Source organism: Acinetobacter baumannii, assembly GCF_009759685.1.
Taxonomy (GTDB): domain Bacteria; phylum Pseudomonadota; class Gammaproteobacteria; order Pseudomonadales; family Moraxellaceae; genus Acinetobacter; species Acinetobacter baumannii.
Genome location: NZ_CP046654.1, coordinates 1846005 through 1865975, shown reverse-complemented (window position 1 = coordinate 1865975; position 19971 = coordinate 1846005). Strand labels below are relative to the sequence as shown.

The window sequence follows — 19971 nt, the reverse complement described above, 5'->3', positions numbered from 1 at the left end:
TCTTCAAAGTGACTTAAAAATGTAAGAAAAGTGTCATTTTCAATCCATAGAATCGACTCAACAAATATACACACAAAAGTTACGGATTTATTATGACCACTGCTTCTAACCACCCAACACGTCGCGATATTTTAAAATGGTTTACGGGGATCCCTTTTCTTCCATTAGGTGCGATGGCTACGGCAGCAACGTTAGCAGGTTGTAACGATAGCGATAACGACTCATCTATTGTCACTCCGTCAAAGCCAATTAACTTTAAGAATGCAACGTTCACTTCAATGCCAGCTCCTTCAACGGTAGCAGATATTGCCACAACAGCATGTGCATCAAAACTTGCTATTTCATGGGAAGACGGCAGCAAAACAGAATACCAACTCGCTTACAAACCATTCTTCTTAACAGGTACAGAAGTGCCTGATGGTAAAGGAGGAAAAGTCATCGCGGGTGGTTATTACGATATTAATAATAAGCCAATTATTGATAAATCAGTTGCAGGTAAAGAACGTCAATTCTTCTCTGACTGCCCAGATGGTAGTTCTCTCATTAGTTTCAAACAAGCAACAGGCAAAGATTTCACAGATGCTGACAAAAAAGCATTAGGTGTAACCGGTAACCCAGTGTTCCATGTGGTCCAATTTGAATATCTATCAAAAGACCAAAATGGTGGTGATACTTACGGTAAATTATCATCTCCGATTGCTGTCTTAACTTTAGATCAAGATCCAAAGACAGGTCACTTAACTTTAATTAAATACCATAACGTTGATACTTCAAGTGCACATGGGCTATGGATTACTTGTGGTGCAAGTTTATCTCCATGGGGAACTCATCTTTCTAGTGAAGAATACGAACCAGATGCTTTTGACCAAAAATTAGGTCAATCACTTTCAACACTTAAAGCCTTCAGTAAAAATATATATGGCGATGAAAACATTGCCAATCCATATAACTATGGCCACTTGCCAGAAATTACCGTAAATGCAGATGGCACTGGTCGCGTTACAAAGCACTATTGTTTAGGCCGTATTTCACACGAACTTGTACAGGTTTTTCCTGATAACCGCACTGTGTTAATGGGTGATGACTATACCAACGGCGGACTATTTATGTTCGTTGCAGATAAGGAGAAAGATTTATCTGCAGGTACACTCTACGTTGCAAAATATACAACAGTACTTAGTGATACAACGACTGGTCAGATTTCTTGGATCAGACTTGGTCATGCAACAAGTGCCGAGATTGAAAACCTCATCAAGAGCGGCATTAAAGGAACTGATATTTTTGAGTCAGTTCTACAAATTGCTAAATATCCAAGCGATGCAACAACAGCAGAGAAAGAGGCTATTGATGCAGGCGACAAAGGTACTCCTGAACAACAAGCTTTAGCCAAAGCTGCAAAAGAGCGTTTAAAACTACAACAAACTGCCCAAAAAGCAGAATTGGAAGCTCAAGGTTTTAAATTTACTTATTTAAGTAAAACTGGCGTATATCTCAAGCTTAAAGATAATAGCGACAGAACTAAACTTGCAGCGGCTTTCCTTGAAACACACCGTTATGCTGCTTACATGGGTGCTTCAATGGCATTGACCAAAAATGAAGGCACAACAGTCAATATTGCAGATAAAAAAGCTTATTCAGCTTTAGCTAATATTGTCGACTCAATGGTTGAAGGTGGTAGCGGTTATCTTGCTGAGCACAACGTTAAATTCCCGAAAATCACTGCTGGTGGTATTTTGGAGCACACATTAACTGGTGGACAGAAAGACAGCTCAAATGTTGCAATCAATAGTGAGTGGGTACCTAGCCAATCTAACCTTCTCATTAAAGGTAAAGATATTAGCTTTGACAGCTTAGGGAACACCGCTGACCCAGAGCAAATTGCTAGCCCTGATAACTTGAAGTTCTCAGAAAAGCTTCGCACTTTATTTATCGGTGAAGACTCTGGTAACCACTTAAATAACTTCTTATGGGCTTATAACGTTGATACCAAACAGCTCATCCGTATTTTATCTACACCGGCAGGTGCTGAATCGACGGGTCTACATGCAGTCGACGAGGTAAACGGTTGGACTTACATCATGAGTAACTTCCAGCATCCAGGTGACGAATGGAACCGTTTCTACAAAGAAAAAGATGGTGTTCGTACTGGTATTAGCGCAGATTTACTCGCTCAAATTGATACTGCAATTAATACAAATTACAGTAATAAATTTGCAGCAGCAGTTGGCTATATCACTGCCGACCCAATTGCACCATCTGTTGTGAAGAAATGATTTCTTTCAACACTATAAAAGAGGCCTGCTTTATGCAGGTTTCTTTTATTTTTAAAGTCTCATTAAAAAAATAAAATTCCTTCAACCTTTCACTAAACGGTCAAATATTTCATTAACTTATCATCAAAACGTCAAAGCCTCGTCACATTCACAAACTAAGCTCATGAAGACTTTTAGAACAATCTCTTTATTAACTTAGGAATTTCCCATGACAGAGCTGACGCCATATCATGAAGACCAAGAATTGGACAATAATACTTCTGACAATATCCACTTTCGTGACATTTTAGAACAACACATCAGTCGTCGTAGTTTAATCACCAAAGCAGCAAGCGGTGCAGTAGCACTGACTTTAGCTTCTACTTTAACTGGCTGTAATGATAACGATGATGACTCTGGCTCTAATAATGGTGGAACCACACCTGTAGACCCAAATAAAAAACCGGAAAAACTCACTTTTACGCCCGTAGCTAAAAATTTAAATGATATTGTGACTGTACCTGAAGGTTATGAAGCCAATGTTATCTACGCTTTAGGTGACTCAATCAATCCAAGAGTTGGAGATTGGGACGACAATAATATTCCATCTGGCCCAAGCTTCCAGTTTCGCTCTGGCGACTGCCATGACGGCATGCATTATTTTGGCTTAAACACATCAACAAACCGCTTTGACGAGACTGTGTCAGCACAAGGTTTGTTGGTGATGAATCACGAATATATTAATCAGACCTTCCTTCATCCCAAAGGTCCTACAAAAGTGGATGGACGTCGCCCTGAAGATGAAGTCATTCGTGAAACCAATGCACATGGGGTTTCTGTAGTTCATATTAAAAAAGATCCAACCACTCAAAAAGTAGAAATTGTTAAAAATTCTATTTTTAATCGTCGTATTACAGCTTCTACAGTTATGGAGTTTGCAGGTGCTGCAGCGGGTTCAAGCCTGCTTGCAACTCGCTTCTCACCTGCTGGACGTCAAACACGTGGCACTCATAATAACTGCGGTAACGGTTATACACCTTGGGGCACTTATTTAACCACTGAAGAAAACTTTATTGGTTATTTCCAACGTTCGGGTAGCGATGAATATGCACGTACAGATGCAGAAAAAATTGCATTAAAACGTTATGGTTTAGGCGTTAAAAAAGATGAACCTTATCTGTATGAGAAAGATGAAAAAGGTGCACCTAAAAAAGATAAAGATGGCAAGATCATTTACTTAAAAGATAAAAATGGTGAGTTAATCCCTAACGTTGATGAACAAGGGCGACAAATTTATTTAGGCACAAGTTCGCGTTACGGCTGGGAAACAGCAATTGGTCAAGTAGAGTCACAAGACTTGTATGATCGCTGGAATGCCGATGTAAAAGCAGCTCAAGCTACCCAAGATTACCGAAATGGGCCAAATACATTTGGCTGGATGGTTGAGATTGATCCATTTGATGGACGCCAAAATCCGGTTAAACGTACTTCATTAGGCCGTTTCGCACATGAAGACAGTGCTTGCCGTGCCGTAGTAGGTCAACCATTAGCATTTTATATGGGTGATGACTCTCGTGGTGAATACATCTATAAATTCGTTTCAACCGCTGTGTGGGACACCAAAGATATAAACGGTGGTTATACAGCTGGCGACAAATACATGAATGCAGGCAAATTGTATGTTGCTAAGTTTAATAACGATGGTTCAGGTCAATGGATTGAACTTGCTTATGGCAAAAATGGCTTAAATGAAAGCAACACCACCTACCCGTTTAAGTCACAGGCAGACGTTGTTACATTTGCACGCTTAGCAGCAGATTCTGTAGGCGCTACAAAAATGGACCGCCCAGAATGGTGTACGGTCAATCCATTAAATGGTGAAATTTATGTCACACTCACCAATAACTCAAATCGTGGTAAAGACTATGCAACTGATGCAGCTAACCCACGTAACTACACAGACCTATATGCAGGCACAAAAGAACAAAAAGGAAACGTAAACGGTCATATTATCCGTTTTAAAGAAACTGATGATAAAACGACTGCTGAAACCTTCAAATGGGATATCTATTTATTTGGCGCAGAAGCAGCAATGGCTTCAAACATCAACTTATCCGGCTTAACAGATAACAATGATTTTTCATCTCCGGATGGTATGTGGTTTGACCCACGCGGTGTTCTCTGGATTGAAACCGATGACGGCGCTTACACTGATGTTACTAACTGTATGATGCTTGCAGCTCTGCCGGGTCAAATCGGTGATGGTAGTACAGCAACAACTTCAAATGGTCAGCAGACCATAACAGGTGCCAAAGTTACAGACGCAACATTACGTCGTTTCTTAGTCGGACCAAAGCAATGTGAAATTACTGGTATTGCCATGACTCCTGACTACAAAGCAATTTTCATTAATGTTCAGCACCCTGGTGAAGATTCACCAAGTTACGCGAAACCAGAAAGTAACTGGCCTGCCACACAAAAAGACCCAAGCAATAAAACTGCGCGCCCACGCTCAGCAACTGTTGTGATTACCCGTAAAGATGGTGGCGTTATTGTCGGTTAATTGATTTACCCAAAAAAATGCCGATCACTTGATCGGCATTTTTCTAACGGTTTAAAAGCACCTGTTGCTGCACAATTTGACCACTATGTTCACCTTGCTGGGTCTTTTCCAACCATATCCATTCATTATTGGTCATTCTTAAAAAATTCGAACACCGTGTTCCATATACGGGGCTTTGAATAAAAGTCGATGACAATAATTCTTCCATTTCCGGCTGAATGCCCGTGTTTGGCAACAATGCTGTGGTGACCTTACGCTCATCTTCTAAAATATCCCACGCTGCATGCTGCAAACTTAACTCTTCTGTTTTGTGCTGATGCATAGGCAGGAACTCTTGCGTAAAACGTGTACGTAAATGTCTGGTTTTTTCCCAGTGATCGGACATTAAACCATTCGAAACCACATATACGCCGTTGGCTAATACTTGAGGAGCCTCACCGCGGTTACTTATATAGACCGCCTGATCAGCAGTTCCCATAAACAGGTTAAAACCAGCAAAGTTCTGTTGCTGTTGTTCTAATTGCTGAGCAAAGCGAATCGGTAACAAATCAGACTCTAAAAAAGCCTGAACCAAATGACCACGAGAGGTCTCATATTGTTTTTTATCACGTCCATCACGGAAATTGGTTAACACAGCCCATCGGCCCTGCGGCGTAACACCCATCCAAGTACCACCCGACTGTAAGTCTTGCCCTGCAATGATTGGCGTATGTTCCCATTGATGCAACAATGCGGTTGGTCGATGATAAAATTCATCACGATTTGAAATCAGACACAAGGGCATATCATCCAGAACATGCCATGCTAAAGCCACAATACACATTGATTCTTGTTCCCTATGTTTACACATTGAATGTACAACATTTTTCACATCATTCCGCTTGTATCTTGACTCCATGGTTTAGTGCAGTCGAATAGAGGCATGAATCTTCAACACTTAGAAAAATGTTCTACTTTAATTCGGGTGTTTGAACTGATAGATCATCCCTTTCAACAATAATTGAATCCGATACAAATTTCGTTTTAGTTTCTGGAATAGGGGGTAGAGTGGTTGATATGTTAGTAATGCCAAAATCTAAATGTACCTGTTCAGTTTCTGGAGTTCGTTTATACCGAATTACCTTAAAACCTGCCTCATTGATTAAAGCGTCTCTTTCAGCATCAGTATGCTCTTTTCCTTTATGGCTTGAATCATCTAATTCAACAATTGCAATAATATTGAAAGATTTATCAAGCACTACAAAATCAGCTACTTTACGATTAAATAAATTACGTGTTGTATATCCCTGTGCTGTCATAAAAGCACTGAATGCAACTTGTGCCAAAATAATGTGTTCTGGTAATGCTTCTCTTAACTTTAAAAATGTTGGTTGTTCATTCATTGTAATAATCCGCTTTCCTTTGATCGGATTGCGCGTTCCCCTTTTTGTTTCCCCTTTCTTTAAAACATTCATAACAGCAACAGCAATTATTACCAATAAGAAAATGCCAATCAGCATAGACATGAAGGTATCCCCGTGAATTCAAAAATTATTTTTCAAGATCAAGTCAGTTTTACGCAAGCTGCCTTCAATGAAGTAACTCGCATCATCTCTCAGCATGGCGTTTCTGTACTGGATTGTCTAGTCCCAGCTTTAAATACTCAGCAATGTTTAGAACATCTGGCATTTGTTGCATCTGAATATGGCTATGACTACTCATTTATTGATGCCCATTTAGAAACTTATAAAAAAGCAAATAGCGAATTTCAAGACGCTTACGGGGAAGAATAAAAAATGATCAATACACGTAAAAATACGGCAGAAATCACCCCCTTTTATAAGATGGGGGTAACGAATTCTCGCATGGCATCTGAAGAGTTCACTTTCCCTAGAAATCTCGATAATCAGAAATTAATTAAAACTGAAGATGGCGTATTGCCAGTATTACATTCAGTTCCATGCGATATTCATGGCATAGCTGCTGTTGATTGGGTGACTTTTAGTTTTGGTCAAGAAACCTTTGGCGAAAAATATGCATTCCTTGAACCAGAGGAAGTTGACGAATCGCTTACTGAAGCGATTGAAACATGGCTGGATCAGATTCTTTTTGAAATCTTTGGCTTTGGACTTGCCGTTAAACGTGACAAAGGTATGCATTTCCATACTTGCTCATACGAATTACAAGATAATTTGGGCATGGTCTTATATGGTCATGCTAACAAAAAGATTTCTGTACAAATCAACGGTACTGGTTGTGCCTTAGCTCGTAAAGGTTGGGAATCACAACTTTATAAATTCTTAATGCGTGGATGTAAACGTCCTAAGCTTAATAGAATTGACCTTGCTCATGATGATTTCGAAGGCAATCACTTAACAGTTGATTTAGCTGATTCATGGGACAATATTGATGGTTTCTGGTGTGGTGGTCGTGAACCTAATGTAGAGCATAAAGGTGCTTGGAAGCGTCCAAACGGTAAAGGTAGAACCCTCAATATTGGCAACCGTGATAGCGGTAAATTCTGCCGTATTTATGAACGTGGCAAAAAGGAAGGTGATGTACTAAGCCTTTGGACTCGTGCAGAGGTCGAATTTAAAGGTTCTGACCGCTTCATCCCTTTTGATGTTTTACTCAATCCAAGCTCATATTTCATTGGGGCTTACCCATGTTTTGAATGGCTTGCTAAAGAACTTACTCAAGAAATGATTTCACCAGAAAAACCTGAAATCGTTAAAAAGCAATCCGTGATTAATTTTGATAAATCAATCGAAATTATGAAACATCAGTTCGGCAAATATATTCGTCAATTCTCAAAAATTATTGCCAGTGATGAACTGGTAGCAATGCTTTCATCTTCAAAAGATGAAGTGCCAAAACGCCTTAAGTTTTCTCATGCTGCTGTGATGCAGTCGTTACGTATCAATCAACCTATTCAATCACTAAATGAAGACTACTCGCTATTCGTGGGTGTCCCTTTAGTTAATCAAACTCAATATAAGGATTTTATTCATGCAATTTAAAACTGAAATGATCATCTTGGGGGCAAAGTCATCTAAAGGTGAATTTAACGGTAAACCATATGATTCAACTACTGTGTTTTATCAAGCGGATTTGCAATCAGGCGAAAACTTTGTAGGTCAGGTTGGTGAATCAATTAAATGGGGTACATCATTTAATTTTGAGCGTATTAAAAATCTACCATTTCCATTTACCTGCACTGCCACAATGGAACAAGTTTCTAATGGTAAATCTTCAGTACTGATTTTGGTTGATTTAGACCTAAGCAAAGTTTCCCAATCCACTTCTGCAAAGTTAGCTTAGGCTATTTAGTATAACGACTAAAAGATTACTGATTTTTGGGGGCTTTAAAAGCAGATCAGTAAATAATAAAGGATTAAAAAATGTACCAATGTGCCCAACTAGACGAAGTCACAAATCAGTGCCTTACATGGGTACAAGTTGGTTTTCTAGGATTACCCGAAATCACTAACGGCCAAGCGGGTGATATAGCCATCAAGATAGGCATTTGTATTTGCTTAGCTTGGGGCTTTAAAAAAATTGGTCAACTGCTCAAATAAAGGGGAAAAACCATGGGCGAACTTACTACTGTTCAAACTCAACCACAAACTAAACGCCAAGGCGTTCCATCTCGTGCTTTAGCTACTTCACTTGTATTGTCTGCTTTAGCTATGGCAAATGCTGCTCACGCTGATATCGATGTAACACCAGTTACAACTGAATTAAGCGGTTTAACAACTCCGATCGGCTTGGTTGGTGCTGCATTCTTGGTTGTTCTAGTAACGATCAAAGGATGGAAAATTATCCGCCGAGCTTTGTAATAAAACAAGATGTAATCGGGGCACTAGTTGCCCCATCTTTCTTTGAGGGGTTTGTATGTCATGGTTAATCGTTATAGTTTTCGTAATTTGTCTTTTGATAATTTTAAATTAATTACATGGCTACAGATCTTCATTATAGCCATTGCGCCTAACTTCATTTTCTATCAATCAGCCAATGCAACCTCTGTCGCGGGTGAGGGTTGGTCTGTTACTAAACGCTTAGTTCAGGGTGCTACAACATTCTACGATGGCACTAAAAATATTGTTCTGAATGGCAAGAATTACGCTGCTACTGGAGCAGCTAAAATTACACCTGCGGCTAGTCAAGTTTCTAAAATGATTGTTAGAACTGGCGCTGTACTTGCTGTTGATTTGGCAATTAAAACTTTGATTGGTGCTGTTGATTACGTAATGGATCCTGCAAACAATCGCGTTAAATATTATGTTGAGCCTACTAGTAACACACCGCAACCCACTGATCTCTATATGTGGAAGTATGAAAGCAGTGTAACTGGTACAACTTATTTTCGTTATCCGGGTGTGCCTTCATCAATTTGTCAATCAATCCTTACTATGTGGTCTGGTAAAACTCCTTGGAAGTATGACAAAGTTGCTCTTTCATCATCTTCAACAACATCAGTTGTTTGTTATTTATCTAGTACAACAACTAGTTACGATGGTAATTCTGGTGTTGCTCGTGTCAATAACCCTGCATACAATCCAAACGCACAACCTAATCGAGAGGAAAGATATTTACCCTATGATGCTGTAGCTACTCAAATTGTAAGTGATGCCACAGCAGATAAATCTGAAGGCAAAGCTTATGTTTCTTCAGTCGCTGACACTGCACTAGAAGAAGACGAACAAAAACAAATCGTTCCTGCTAACGATATGATCCAACAATTAACCCAATCACAAGCAATTCCTACTACTGGTACGGGTACTGGTACTGCTGTACCTGCTCCAACAACTGGTGAGCCTACAACTGGTGATCCTGCTGCAGCTACTCCACCTTATGATATTAAATTAAATTTTCCTGTTTTCTGTGATTGGGCACCTGTTGTTTGTCAGGCTGCACAAGTTGCCATTAACTTCCCAACTACTGTCGCGGGCTATTGGACTACTTTTAATAAATGGATGAATGAGTCAGCTACAGATTCAACTGATACAAAACCAGAAATTAAGGATCTACAACTAAATTTTGACGATGGTGATCGTGTCTCTTTCGACCAGACTTGCCCACAAGCCGAACCTATAGAAATCACTATTAAGGGCGTTTCATCTGAGACGAATTTCTCTTTTGAACCTCTTTGTAATTTCATGATCATGATTAGACCTTTTGTGATTGGATCTGCCTATTTAATCGGAGCTTATATCGTTATGGGTTTATCAAGGGGGAATAGTGAGTAATGGGAAAAATAATCTATACAGCATTAACTTTACTGCTCGGATCTGCAATTAAGCGCCTCCTTTTAGGGGCAGGAATAGGCATCTTTACAACAAGTGTTGTACAGGGATTTATCAGCATGTATATCGCCCGTGCAACTTCAAATATGAGCTTTGGTCCTTCTACTGCACTTGCATTTTTGGGGATGTGTGGTGGGGATAAAGCAATTGGCATTCTCATAGGCGCTTTAAGCACTTATGCAATTATTAAATCTGCCCAAATAGGCATACAGAAATTATCAAGCTGATCTATTTCGTTTGGCGTGCCGTGCACGCACATAACGAAATAGATTAGCTTGGCGGAGTTTATAAAATGATAATTCTAGTCACAGGTACTCCAGGCTCGGGGAAAAGCCTATTTGTTGTTTCAAAGATATTAGAACTACAAAAACAATTCCCTGAACGTCAAATCTTTGCCGATATTGAAGGCTTACAGATCGATGGCGTTGAGAAGTCACCAGAAGATTGGAGAACTACTCCAGACAACTCAATTGTTATCTATGACGAAGCCCAACAACATGAGCGCTTTAGATCTGGAACATCAGCAAACAAAGACGAAGTAGTACAGAAATTACAAGTACATCGTCATACTGGTCATGATATTTGGTTCATCACACAAAGCCCACGATTCCTAAATGCATTTGTTTTAGATCTGGTCGGTGAACACTATCATTTACACCGTCCATATGGGGCAAAATTGGCAAGTGTTTACTACTGGAGATCTGTGCGTAAACAGCCCCAATCTTTATCGTCTCGAGAGCTAGCAGAGAACGAATTTTTATTTAAATACCCTAAAAACCTGTTCAGCTACTACAAGTCTGCAACTGCTCATCACGTTAAGCTGAAACTACCGAAAAAACTTGGGTGGGTTCTATTGGGTATTGCTTGTTTGGTGGGATATGGAATCAATGCATTCTTGAAGCCTTCCACTCAGAAAATGATTAACCCATCTGCTTTTACACAGTCAAAAGATGATAAAAAACCTAAGCAAATCGATGGGTCTGGATTAACTCCAGATCAACGCAAAGATCTTGAAAATCCAGATAAAAGAAATGCAGAGCTTCAAGCTAAAAACGATGTCCGGATGGAGACAATTGCGATTAAATATAATCCGAATAAACCCTTTGACGTTGACCAATCCCAAATCGAGTATACGGTCACTTCTAAGCCTGTTTTCAGTGGTTGTATTAAAAAGAATGGTCGTTATGTTGCATACACACAGCAAGGCACTATTTTGCACGATGTGGCGCAATCTGACTGTAAAAAGCTAATAGAACAGAATGATCGACCGTTTAACTATTTCGCTCAGTCTAAGACTCCTGAGCCAGTAGCTAGTGTTCATCAAGAACAACTTGCACAACCTGCATTAACAGAACGAGTGTCTACGAGTGAACAGACACAAGAAAAACCTTCAACCTTTTCTCTCTGATTACAAGCTCCCAGTTGAGCATAAACGAGTTTAACCGAGCTACGCTCGCCGAATATTTGGAGAATTTTATGAAACATTTTTTGTTGTATTTAATTATTTTTGCACCTATTTCTATTCTCATTTTAGGAGCTTTTTTGCATCAAGGGTCAGTAAGATAATTAGTGTCTGAACATTTGAGTAGGTTTTTAATTAATCCACTTACTATATTGAAAATTAAAGTTATTTATGGATTTTTGAGATTTTATTTAATTTTATATTCTCAAATTTCTGTTATATTAATTAAGTTGTAATTAGCTATTACAACTGTAGATTATTGAGTTTCGCATTCCGCTAAATTTAGTTTGTATTGTAGAAAAAACCATAATCTACTCTTTTCACACGAAAAAAACTGAATGGTATCTAAGCACATTTTTATGATGCTGTATTAACAAGCTAAGTAGTGTGAACGGTTTCTCTTGGGGATGTAATTGTGCAATATCTAGGTATAGATATTTCTAAAAATAAATTTGATTGTTGTATTTTTTTGAATAATCAAAAAAAGAAAACTAAAGTATTTGATAATAACCACTCTGGTTTTATTAAATTAAATGAGTGGTTACAAAAGTTAGAAATTGAGATATTAGAGTTAGTTGCAGTTATGGAAGCAACCTCTATTTATCATGAAAATTTAGCTTATTTTCTCTACTCTAATAACATTAAAGTTTGTGTTGCTAATCCCGCGCGAGTACGTAAGTTTGCTGCTGGTATCTCAGTTCTAACTAAAACCGATGAAGTAGATGCAGAAGTTTTGGTTAAATATGGTGAACTCGCTCCGTATAACATTTGGCAGCCTGATTCAGACCAACTTCGTTTATTAAAACAATTAATACTCCGTCGGGACGCTTATACTTCTGAATTAAATAGGGAGAAAAATAGATTAGATCAAGCATATTCAAACAATACGAATTCTAAACTTATTGAGATTATTCAATTAGATATTGAGAATATTAACAATAGGATTCAATATCTTGATAAATTGATAGATGAAACTATTAATGATGATATTTCTTTAAAACAAGATTTATGTTTACTTGAATCTATACCAGCTATTGGAAAACGTACTGCCTTGACATTATTAACTTTATTCAAAGGTAAAAGTTTTACAAATGCTGGTCAAGCTGCTGCATTTTGCGGTCTTGTTCCTCTACAAAGGCAATCTGGCTCTTCAATTCGTGGTGTTTCAAAAATCTCACGTTCGGGCTCTTCTAAAATTAGGTCTAAATTGTATATGGCAGCTGTAGTTGCAATTCGTCATAATCCTCATATTAAAATCGTATATGATCGACTACTAAGAAATGGCAAAGCAAAGATGGCTGCTCTTTGTGCTGCGATGCGAAAATTAATCCATATTGCGTTTGGTGTCCTCAAACACCAAAAGCCTTACAATGAAAATCTTATAGGTTTTGCAAAGATTCCTTGTTGACAGCCAAGATGGTATCTACAATCTGTCAAAACGTAAGATCAAGGAGCAGCAATGCTGACCTATCCTAATATCGATCCGGTCGCAATACATCTAGGACCTCTTCAAGTCCATTGGTATGGACTCATGTATTTATTGGCATTTTTATGTGCTTGGGGGCTTGCTTCCTACCGTGCCAAACAGCGTGATGGCTGGACATCGGACATGGTTTCCGATCTGGTGTTTTACGGTGCCTTAGGTGTTGTACTCGGCGGACGTATCGGCTATGTGCTTTTCTATGAGTTTGATAAATTCCTTGAAAACCCAATCTGGTTATTCCAAGTCTGGACAGGTGGTATGAGCTTCCACGGCGGCTTCTTAGGCGTCATGATCGCAATGCTATTCTGGTGTAAAAAATATCAAAAAACATGGTTCCAGACACTCGACTTTATTGCCCCTTGTGTACCGACAGGCTTAATGTTCGGACGTATTGGTAACTTTATTGGCGGAGAGTTATATGGCCGTGCGGTCACAGATCCAAATTATCCATTCGGAATGATTTTCCCAACCGATCCATTACATTTGGTTCGCCACCCATCACAAATCTATCAAGCACTTTGCGAAGGGCTATTACTCTTTATTATTTTGTGGTGGTTTAGTTCAAAACCACGCCCACGTATGGCTGTATCTGCCCTATTTTTAATGGGTTATGGTGTTGCACGCTTTGTGATGGAATTCTTCCGTCAGCCGGATGCCGACCAAGGTTTCATCTTGTTTGGCTGGATGACGAAAGGACAAATCCTCACCGTTCCAATGCTACTGATAGGCCTTTGGATGATGTGGTATGCCTACCAAAAGAAAATTTATGACTGGGGCCCTCAAAAGAACAGTTAACATCTAAATCAGAGGAGTTTCGGCTCCTCTTTTTTATGCTACAGTTTTTATCTCCCAAAAAAGAAGATTCGCCATGCTGGAATTCTGGTTTAATACGCAAGTCCCGACTTTTAAAAAATTAATCATTTTAATTATTACCCTCTTAATCTGTATTGGGTTATATCAATATCAACCATTGCCTTTAGATACCATTTTAATGTTTACAGGAACTGGGATTATTTTTTTAATCTGCCGTTACTTTAAATTGCATTTTGCTCAAAGTAACCCGACTGGTTTACTTTACCGCCTATTTACGTGGGTTCCTATCGCTCTTTTATTTGCACTTATCTTTGTAAAAACCATGCCTAACTTGCTGATCTGGGGCGTTCAAGGAATCGCATTTATGGCGCTTGCTGCTTTTATTTTTTCACCACAATCGTTATTTAACAAATAGGCTCATTTTTATGTTGGCTTATTGGTATAACGCACCGCGTCACATCAAACTCATCTTCATTATTGTCGTTTGTGCTGCAATTTATGCAGCCAATCAAGTACAGCCTTTATCGCCGACTTACACTGTTCTTAGTCTCGTGTTAGGGTCCGGGCTTCATTTCGGGCAATATTTACAAACAAAAATTCCAGAGCACAGTTCATATAAACTTAAGCTCCCGTATCTGCTTAGAATTTACCCTCTCATTATTGTTGCTATTATAATGTGGTTACTGCCCCCTCAACACAATTGGATTGCAACAATACAAGCTTTAGGCTTTGTACTGGATGGATTTTTTCTTGTTTCGATTTATCAAAATCGGGCCAAACGTTTTTAAACAGTAAATGTAGCTCTCTTTCCTACCTATCGTTAAAGCATGCTATTATCTTCCACGGTTTATTAATCCATGAACCGTCTCCCCTTTTATTTTATGGAAATTAATCCGAACTCGAGAGTGTTATGCGTGCATATTTAGACCTTCTACAACATATCCTTGATAATGGCGGTGACAAAGGCGACCGTACAGGCACAGGAACCCGTTCTGTATTTGGTCATCAAATGCGTTTTGATCTCTCTAAGGGTTTTCCTTTACTCACCACAAAAAAAGTTCACTTTCGTTCTATCGTGATTGAGTTACTTTGGTTCTTAAAAGGCGATACTAACGTTAAGTACTTACAAGACAATAAAGTCACCATTTGGGATGAATGGGCAACAGCAGAACAAACTGCCCGTTTCGGCCGCCCAGAACATGAGCTTGGCCCAGTTTATGGCCATCAATGGCGTAATTTCGGCGCAACTAAAAATGCCGATGGTACTTATAACCAAGATGGTTTTGACCAAATTAAATGGTTAATTAATGAAATTAAAACCAACCCAAATTCACGCCGTTTAATTGTCTCTGGCTGGAACCCAAATGAGGCCGGACAAGTTGCTTTACCGCCTTGCCATACGCTCTTCCAATTCTTCGTACAAGACAACAAGTTGTCATGCCAGCTTTATCAACGTAGTGCTGACGTATTCTTAGGTGTGCCATTTAATATTGCCAGTTATGCCTTACTCACTCATATGATTGCTCAAGTGTGTGGCTTAGATGTTGGTGATTTTGTTTGGACAGGTGGCGATACGCATCTTTATGCCAACCATTTTGAGCAGGCAAAACTACAATTGACGCGTGAGCCATTACCACTTTGCCAATTAAAACTTAATCCGGATGTTAAAGATATTTTCGACTTCAAATTTGAAGATATCGAGATTGTAGGTTACGAGTCACATCCGGCAATTAAAGCACCAGTTGCAGTATAACGACGGCTTAAATTTCATTAGATTACGGTTTAGAGAATAAGATTATGGCATGGCAAAATGTAGAAGTTGTCCACGTTGTCGCAATGGACAAAAATCACTGTATTGGTAAAGGCAATGCGTTGCCATGGCATATCTCTGCCGACTTAAAACACTTTAAAGAAATCACACAAGGTGGTGTGGTGATCATGGGCCGCAAAACGCTTGAGTCTATGGGCCGTGCTCTACCGAACCGTGTGAACTGGGTGATTACCCGTGACATTAACTGGCATTTTGACGGCGTAAAAATTGCGTATTCAATTGAAGATGCTTTAAATGCTGCTTTAGAAGATGCCAAAAATACCGAAAAGCAAGCTTTGTTCATTATTGGTGGTGGTGAAATCTTTAAGCAAACCTTGTCAATTGCAGACCGTCTTGAGCTCACTCATGTTGACTTAGATGTACAAGGTGATGCACATTATCCAACAATACCGAATGAATTCCATAAAACTGCAAGTGAGCAGCAAGTAGATGAAAAATCAGGAACTTCATTCGAATTTGCCACTTATAAAAAATAATTTTCTGGTCGCCTATGCACAATATCGGAACACGTGAATTTATTATCGCCCTCCTCTTCGGCGCTTTACATAGTTTATTCACGTTGTTTATTGTGCTTTCCAGCATTTGGGTATGCTTAGCCCTATGGGTCCAACAACCTTTTGGCTGGTTAGGCAGCCGTATTATTATTGGCATATGGATTGCCTTTGCTTTAAGTATGGCGGGTTTATATTTTAATGGGCATATCATTAGCCGTCGTACAGACGTTTTAATCTACCTGTTAGCTTTTGCCTGCTCTTTGGTTTGGTACTTTTCGATTACTGCACGTCAAGACCGTGACTGGAACCCTGAAGTTGCCAATATGCTAAGTTACGAAAAACACGGCGATGTTATTACTTTGCATAATGTCCGTAACTTCAACTGGCATCCTGATGGAACCTATGATGTTCGCTGGGAAACCCGTACTTTTGACCTGAACCAGTTAAATGGCATAAATATTATTACTTCTTACTGGATGGGGCCACAAATTGCCCATACGCTAGTCAGTTTCGAATTTAAAAATCAACAACCTTTAGTTTTTTCGATCGAAATTCGAAAAGAAAAGACCGAAGAGTTTTCAGCAATTGGCGGCTTCTTTAGAAAATATGAACTGAGCTTAATTGCATCTGATGAAAAAGATATTGTCTACACGCGTAGCAATATCCGTAAAGAGCAAGTTTATAATTTCCCAGTCAATATGCCTCGCTCTGAGCAAAAAGCGCTATTTTTAGAATATCTTAAAAAAGCAGATGAACTACGCGCAGAACCAAAGTGGTACAATACCCTCACAAGTAATTGTACAACTTTAATTTTTGATATGGTTCAAGCCATTAACCCATATCAGCTTCCTAAAGATTATCGGTTAATTGCCTCTGGTTACTTACCTAATTATTTATATGATCTTAAAGCACTCGATCAAAATATTAGCTTGAAACAGTGGTACCAAATTGCACACATTAACCCACGTACTGAACATTTTGAACAATTTGCAGACCAAAGCAGTGAGCATTTTTCTCAAATCGTTCGACAGGGTCTACCTAAAGTAAAATGAAATAAGTAATGCACTTTTCTTTACTTTTTTATACACGCTTTACTTTGTAATCTAACTAGATAAACCCTATTGTAATAGGCAGGAAATAGAGGAAAAAACAATGCAACAGGCATTATTTGGCGGCGGCTGTTTTTGGTGCGTCGAAGCCGTATTTTTACAAATACGTGGTGTAGAAAAAGTAACAAGTGGTTATGCTGGTGGGCATACAACTCACCCAACTTATGAGCAAGTATGTCAAGGTGACACTCAGCATGCTGAAGTGGTCCTTATCGACTTTGATGAACAACAAGTTACATATTCTCAGTTACTTGATGTGTTCTTTGCAACGCATGATCCAACGACTTTAAACCGCCAAGGTAATGATATTGGTACTCAATACCGCTCTGTTATTTACTATTTTAATGAAGAGCAAAAGCAGGCAGCAGAACACACCATTCAGACGTTAAAAGATGACGATCTTGATATTGTGACTGAATTATCTCCTGCTCCTACATTCTATCCAGCAGAAGACTATCATCAAAATTACTATGAAAAGAACCCTTCACAAGGTTACTGCAACTTTGCAATTCCACCTAAGCTATTAAAGTTACATAGTAAATTCCAACATCTCATGAAAAATTAATAAATGAGAAAATAAAAAAGCAACCGAATTGGTTGCTTTTTTATTACGTGAAACTAGATTTTAATTTTCACTTACAAAGGCAATATCGCTCAGTCCGGCTTCACTGGCGCGAGACATTACCTGAGCAACAGTATCGTACTTCGACTCTTTATCAGCGCGAAGTTGAACTGTCGGTTTAACCGCACCTTGACCTGCTTCTTGGAAACGTTTTTGAAGCTCATCAAGGCTAATTACTTGAGTATCCCAAGCCACTTCACCATTTGCATTGATACTAATCGTAATTGCTTTTGGTGGTGGATCAATAATTTCAGCAGTTGTTTTAGGAAGCGTTAATGGAATCGATGGGTTGGCAACTGTTGCTGTGACCAAAAAGATGATCATTAACACCAACATAATGTCGATTAGCGGAATGAGATTCATCTCATTCATGCCACTATCGTGGTCTTCACCCAATTGAAAAGCCATTAAGCTTGACCTCCAACATAACTTTGCTGTGCAGTTTTAACATCAGACTTTACAGTTGAGTCTTGCTGCAACATGGTGTCGATTAACAAACTGTGTGCTTGATCTTGTAAATCATGAGCAAGGCCACGATTCGCACGTAAACAGATGTTATAAGCCAATACCGCTGGAATCGCAACTGCAAGACCAAGACCAGTCATAATAAGTGCTTCACCTACTGGTGTAGCCACTTGAGCTAAACCTGCCTGTCCGCTCTTACCAACGGCAACTAACGCGTGGAAAATACCCCATACTGTACCAAACAAACCAACGAATGGTGCAATTGAAGCAATTGTTCCTAAAACTGAAATACCTTTATCAGCATTGGCTTTCTCAGCAGAAATCTGACGCAATAATGCTTGCTCTGCAACTGCTTTACGTTGTTCAAAACTCAAAGGTTGTAACTTTGCTTTGAGCGAAGTAATAGCCTGAGAGAGTTGAGCATAAGCTTGTTGTTTTAGTTGGCGAGTCCCCATCAAACGTAAGATGAAAACTGTCCAGGTAGCAATCGACATTGCCAATAAGATGAAATACAGGGTTTTACTCACTGCATCTGCATGTTGCCAATAGATTGAAAAGTTCATATTCGAACTCCTGATTAAGGTTAGCCGTTGGGACTCAAATTCGTTTAAGGGGTTAAGTCAAACGGTTGCTCTGCTTTAATTGGATAAGCAACACCGTTTTCCATATAAGGTTTAAATTTTGCAGTACGTACAGCACGGACTACTTTGTCATCTAGACTTGGAATACCGCTGCTACGGGTTACGCGCACGTTAGTAATCTTGCCTTTCTCATCGGCTTCAATAAGTACAACAACCGAGCGTGCTTCGCCCTGTAAATCTTTTGGTGAAACAGTCAAACGTGGTGAGCGGCTCCACTGTACACCTGAACCGCCAATTGAAACGCGTTTTGGCGATGGATCTGGAGCAGGTTGAGCTTTAGGTGCTTCTTGAACCACTGGCTTTGGCTTTTCAACGACTTTTTCAGTCACAGTAGTCGTTGGCGTTACTATTTTTGGTTCAACTTTAGGTTCTGTTTTTACTGTTTCTTTAGGTGTTTCAGCCTTTTTGACCTGCTGAATTTTTTCCACTTTCTTAGGTGGAGTTACAGGTTTCTCGACAACTTTAACCTCTTTCACTTCTTTTTTAGGCTCCGGCTTTTTAGGCGGTTCTTTTGGTTTTGGTGGTAAAGGTTTTGGTTGCTCTTGAATTTTTACAAAACGGACTTGTAAAGGTTTCTTTTCAATTGGCTTTAGTTCAGCAGGCTTAATGTGGCTGACTGCCCATAAGACCCCGATATGACCAATTGCAACCGCAATTAGTGCCGTGATGACTTTCTTTTTCATCGGATTGGGAGAGTTTAAGGCTGCGGAAGATTGACTCATAAGAATCTAATTACCTAATGGATGATGATTTCGGTTTTCAATTTATAGAAACGATTTCAAACATCGGATAGAACAATAAAGTGCCACAATAATAAATGAGAAGTGTTTTCATTTGCAACTACTTTTTTATGAAAACATTCCGCATTATCGCGAAGTCTAACTTGATAAAGTGATATCACCTTAGTTTTCTCATGCTTAGACAACGCACTAAAATTTGTAAGTTCCCTAT

23 protein-coding genes are annotated in these 19971 nt (G+C 39.2%); 18 read left to right on the top strand and 5 right to left on the bottom strand.

The window, feature by feature from the left end; genetic code table 11:
• Positions 1 to 92 precede the first annotated feature (92 nt).
• Complete coding sequence (locus GO593_RS08875) at positions 93 to 2273, top strand: PhoX family protein (protein ID WP_000205462.1); 2181 nt, start codon at positions 93 to 95, stop codon at positions 2271 to 2273.
• A gap of 208 nt (positions 2274 to 2481) precedes the next feature.
• Positions 2482 to 4815, top strand: coding sequence for a PhoX family protein (locus GO593_RS08870; RefSeq protein ID WP_000137994.1), 2334 nt, complete (start codon positions 2482 to 2484; stop codon positions 4813 to 4815).
• A 43-nt stretch (positions 4816 to 4858) separates the two neighbouring features.
• Here the strand turns inward: GO593_RS08870 and GO593_RS08865 are convergent, their stop codons facing one another.
• Positions 4859 to 5638 (bottom strand): NRDE family protein, encoded by a 780-nt coding sequence (locus tag GO593_RS08865; RefSeq protein WP_000335016.1) that lies wholly within the window; start codon positions 5636 to 5638, stop codon positions 4859 to 4861.
• Positions 5639 to 5765: 127 nt separating this feature from the next.
• Positions 5766 to 6320, bottom strand: a complete 555-nt coding sequence (locus tag GO593_RS08860; RefSeq protein ID WP_000062196.1) for a DUF2726 domain-containing protein — start codon at positions 6318 to 6320, stop codon at positions 5766 to 5768.
• 12 nt (positions 6321 to 6332) lie between these two features.
• On the opposite strand from GO593_RS08860, the gene GO593_RS08855 reads away from it, so the two are divergent.
• The 16 genes from GO593_RS08855 to msrA all read left to right on the top strand — a co-directional run bounded on the left by GO593_RS08855 (position 6333) and on the right by msrA (position 17857).
• Positions 6333 to 6587 (top strand): hypothetical protein, encoded by a 255-nt coding sequence (locus tag GO593_RS08855; RefSeq protein ID WP_001085092.1) that lies wholly within the window; start codon positions 6333 to 6335, stop codon positions 6585 to 6587.
• 3 nt (positions 6588 to 6590) lie between these two features.
• Positions 6591 to 7814 carry a replication initiation factor domain-containing protein gene (locus GO593_RS08850; RefSeq protein ID WP_000611160.1) on the top strand — a complete coding sequence of 408 codons (1224 nt, stop codon included), beginning with the start codon at positions 6591 to 6593 and terminating at the stop codon, positions 7812 to 7814.
• Positions 7804 to 8115, top strand: coding sequence for a hypothetical protein (locus tag GO593_RS08845; RefSeq protein WP_001159853.1), 312 nt, complete (start codon positions 7804 to 7806; stop codon positions 8113 to 8115). The genes GO593_RS08850 and GO593_RS08845 overlap by 11 nt, the downstream gene beginning before the upstream one ends.
• Positions 8116 to 8195: 80 nt before the next feature.
• Complete coding sequence (locus GO593_RS19060; RefSeq protein ID WP_000283920.1) at positions 8196 to 8372, top strand: hypothetical protein; 177 nt, start codon at positions 8196 to 8198, stop codon at positions 8370 to 8372.
• A 12-nt stretch (positions 8373 to 8384) separates the two neighbouring features.
• On the top strand, positions 8385 to 8633 hold the full coding sequence (locus GO593_RS08840) for a major capsid protein (RefSeq protein ID WP_000504297.1): 249 nt from the start codon (positions 8385 to 8387) through the stop codon (positions 8631 to 8633).
• Positions 8634 to 8693: 60 nt separating this feature from the next.
• Positions 8694 to 10043, top strand: a complete 1350-nt coding sequence (locus GO593_RS08835) for a virulence factor TspB C-terminal domain-related protein (protein WP_000248217.1) — start codon at positions 8694 to 8696, stop codon at positions 10041 to 10043.
• A complete protein-coding gene (locus tag GO593_RS08830; protein ID WP_000516239.1) occupies positions 10043 to 10327 on the top strand; it encodes a DUF2523 family protein in 285 nt (94 codons plus the stop codon). The genes GO593_RS08835 and GO593_RS08830 overlap by 1 nt, the downstream gene beginning before the upstream one ends.
• Positions 10328 to 10392: 65 nt before the next feature.
• On the top strand, positions 10393 to 11508 hold the full coding sequence (locus tag GO593_RS08825; protein WP_000585018.1) for a zonular occludens toxin domain-containing protein: 1116 nt from the start codon (positions 10393 to 10395) through the stop codon (positions 11506 to 11508).
• Between the two features lie 469 nt (positions 11509 to 11977).
• Positions 11978 to 12970: an IS110 family RNA-guided transposase gene (locus tag GO593_RS08820; protein WP_001199681.1), complete on the top strand. Its 993-nt coding sequence runs from the start codon at positions 11978 to 11980 to the stop codon at positions 12968 to 12970.
• 51 nt (positions 12971 to 13021) lie between these two features.
• A complete protein-coding gene (lgt, locus tag GO593_RS08815; RefSeq protein ID WP_000959084.1) occupies positions 13022 to 13840 on the top strand; it encodes a prolipoprotein diacylglyceryl transferase in 819 nt (272 codons plus the stop codon).
• A gap of 73 nt (positions 13841 to 13913) precedes the next feature.
• Positions 13914 to 14273: a hypothetical protein gene (locus tag GO593_RS08810; RefSeq protein ID WP_000889267.1), complete on the top strand. Its 360-nt coding sequence runs from the start codon at positions 13914 to 13916 to the stop codon at positions 14271 to 14273.
• A 10-nt stretch (positions 14274 to 14283) separates the two neighbouring features.
• A complete protein-coding gene (locus tag GO593_RS08805) occupies positions 14284 to 14646 on the top strand; it encodes a hypothetical protein (protein WP_000881947.1) in 363 nt (120 codons plus the stop codon).
• A gap of 122 nt (positions 14647 to 14768) precedes the next feature.
• Positions 14769 to 15611 (top strand): thymidylate synthase, encoded by an 843-nt coding sequence (gene thyA / locus GO593_RS08800; RefSeq protein WP_001203165.1) that lies wholly within the window; start codon positions 14769 to 14771, stop codon positions 15609 to 15611.
• Positions 15612 to 15655: 44 nt separating this feature from the next.
• Positions 15656 to 16165 (top strand): dihydrofolate reductase, encoded by a 510-nt coding sequence (locus GO593_RS08795; protein WP_000312546.1) that lies wholly within the window; start codon positions 15656 to 15658, stop codon positions 16163 to 16165.
• Positions 16166 to 16179: 14 nt separating this feature from the next.
• Complete coding sequence (locus GO593_RS08790; RefSeq protein ID WP_000551512.1) at positions 16180 to 17235, top strand: DUF4105 domain-containing protein; 1056 nt, start codon at positions 16180 to 16182, stop codon at positions 17233 to 17235.
• A gap of 100 nt (positions 17236 to 17335) precedes the next feature.
• Complete coding sequence (gene msrA, locus GO593_RS08785) at positions 17336 to 17857, top strand: peptide-methionine (S)-S-oxide reductase MsrA (protein WP_001183413.1); 522 nt, start codon at positions 17336 to 17338, stop codon at positions 17855 to 17857.
• Positions 17858 to 17917: 60 nt separating this feature from the next.
• Here msrA and GO593_RS08780 read toward each other — a convergent pair whose 3' ends face one another.
• Genes GO593_RS08780 through GO593_RS08770 form a run of 3 tightly spaced genes read right to left on the bottom strand, consistent with a single transcriptional unit; the run spans position 17918 to position 19742 of the window.
• Positions 17918 to 18322, bottom strand: coding sequence for an ExbD/TolR family protein (locus tag GO593_RS08780; protein WP_000885431.1), 405 nt, complete (start codon positions 18320 to 18322; stop codon positions 17918 to 17920).
• Entirely contained in the window at positions 18322 to 18942 is a 621-nt protein-coding gene (locus GO593_RS08775; protein ID WP_001011663.1) for a MotA/TolQ/ExbB proton channel family protein, read from the bottom strand. The genes GO593_RS08780 and GO593_RS08775 overlap by 1 nt, the downstream gene beginning before the upstream one ends.
• A gap of 44 nt (positions 18943 to 18986) precedes the next feature.
• The gene (locus GO593_RS08770; protein WP_001984490.1) at positions 18987 to 19742 is read right to left on the bottom strand and encodes an energy transducer TonB; all 756 of its coding nucleotides are present in this window, start codon (positions 19740 to 19742) and stop codon (positions 18987 to 18989) included.
• Positions 19743 to 19971 lie beyond the last annotated feature (229 nt).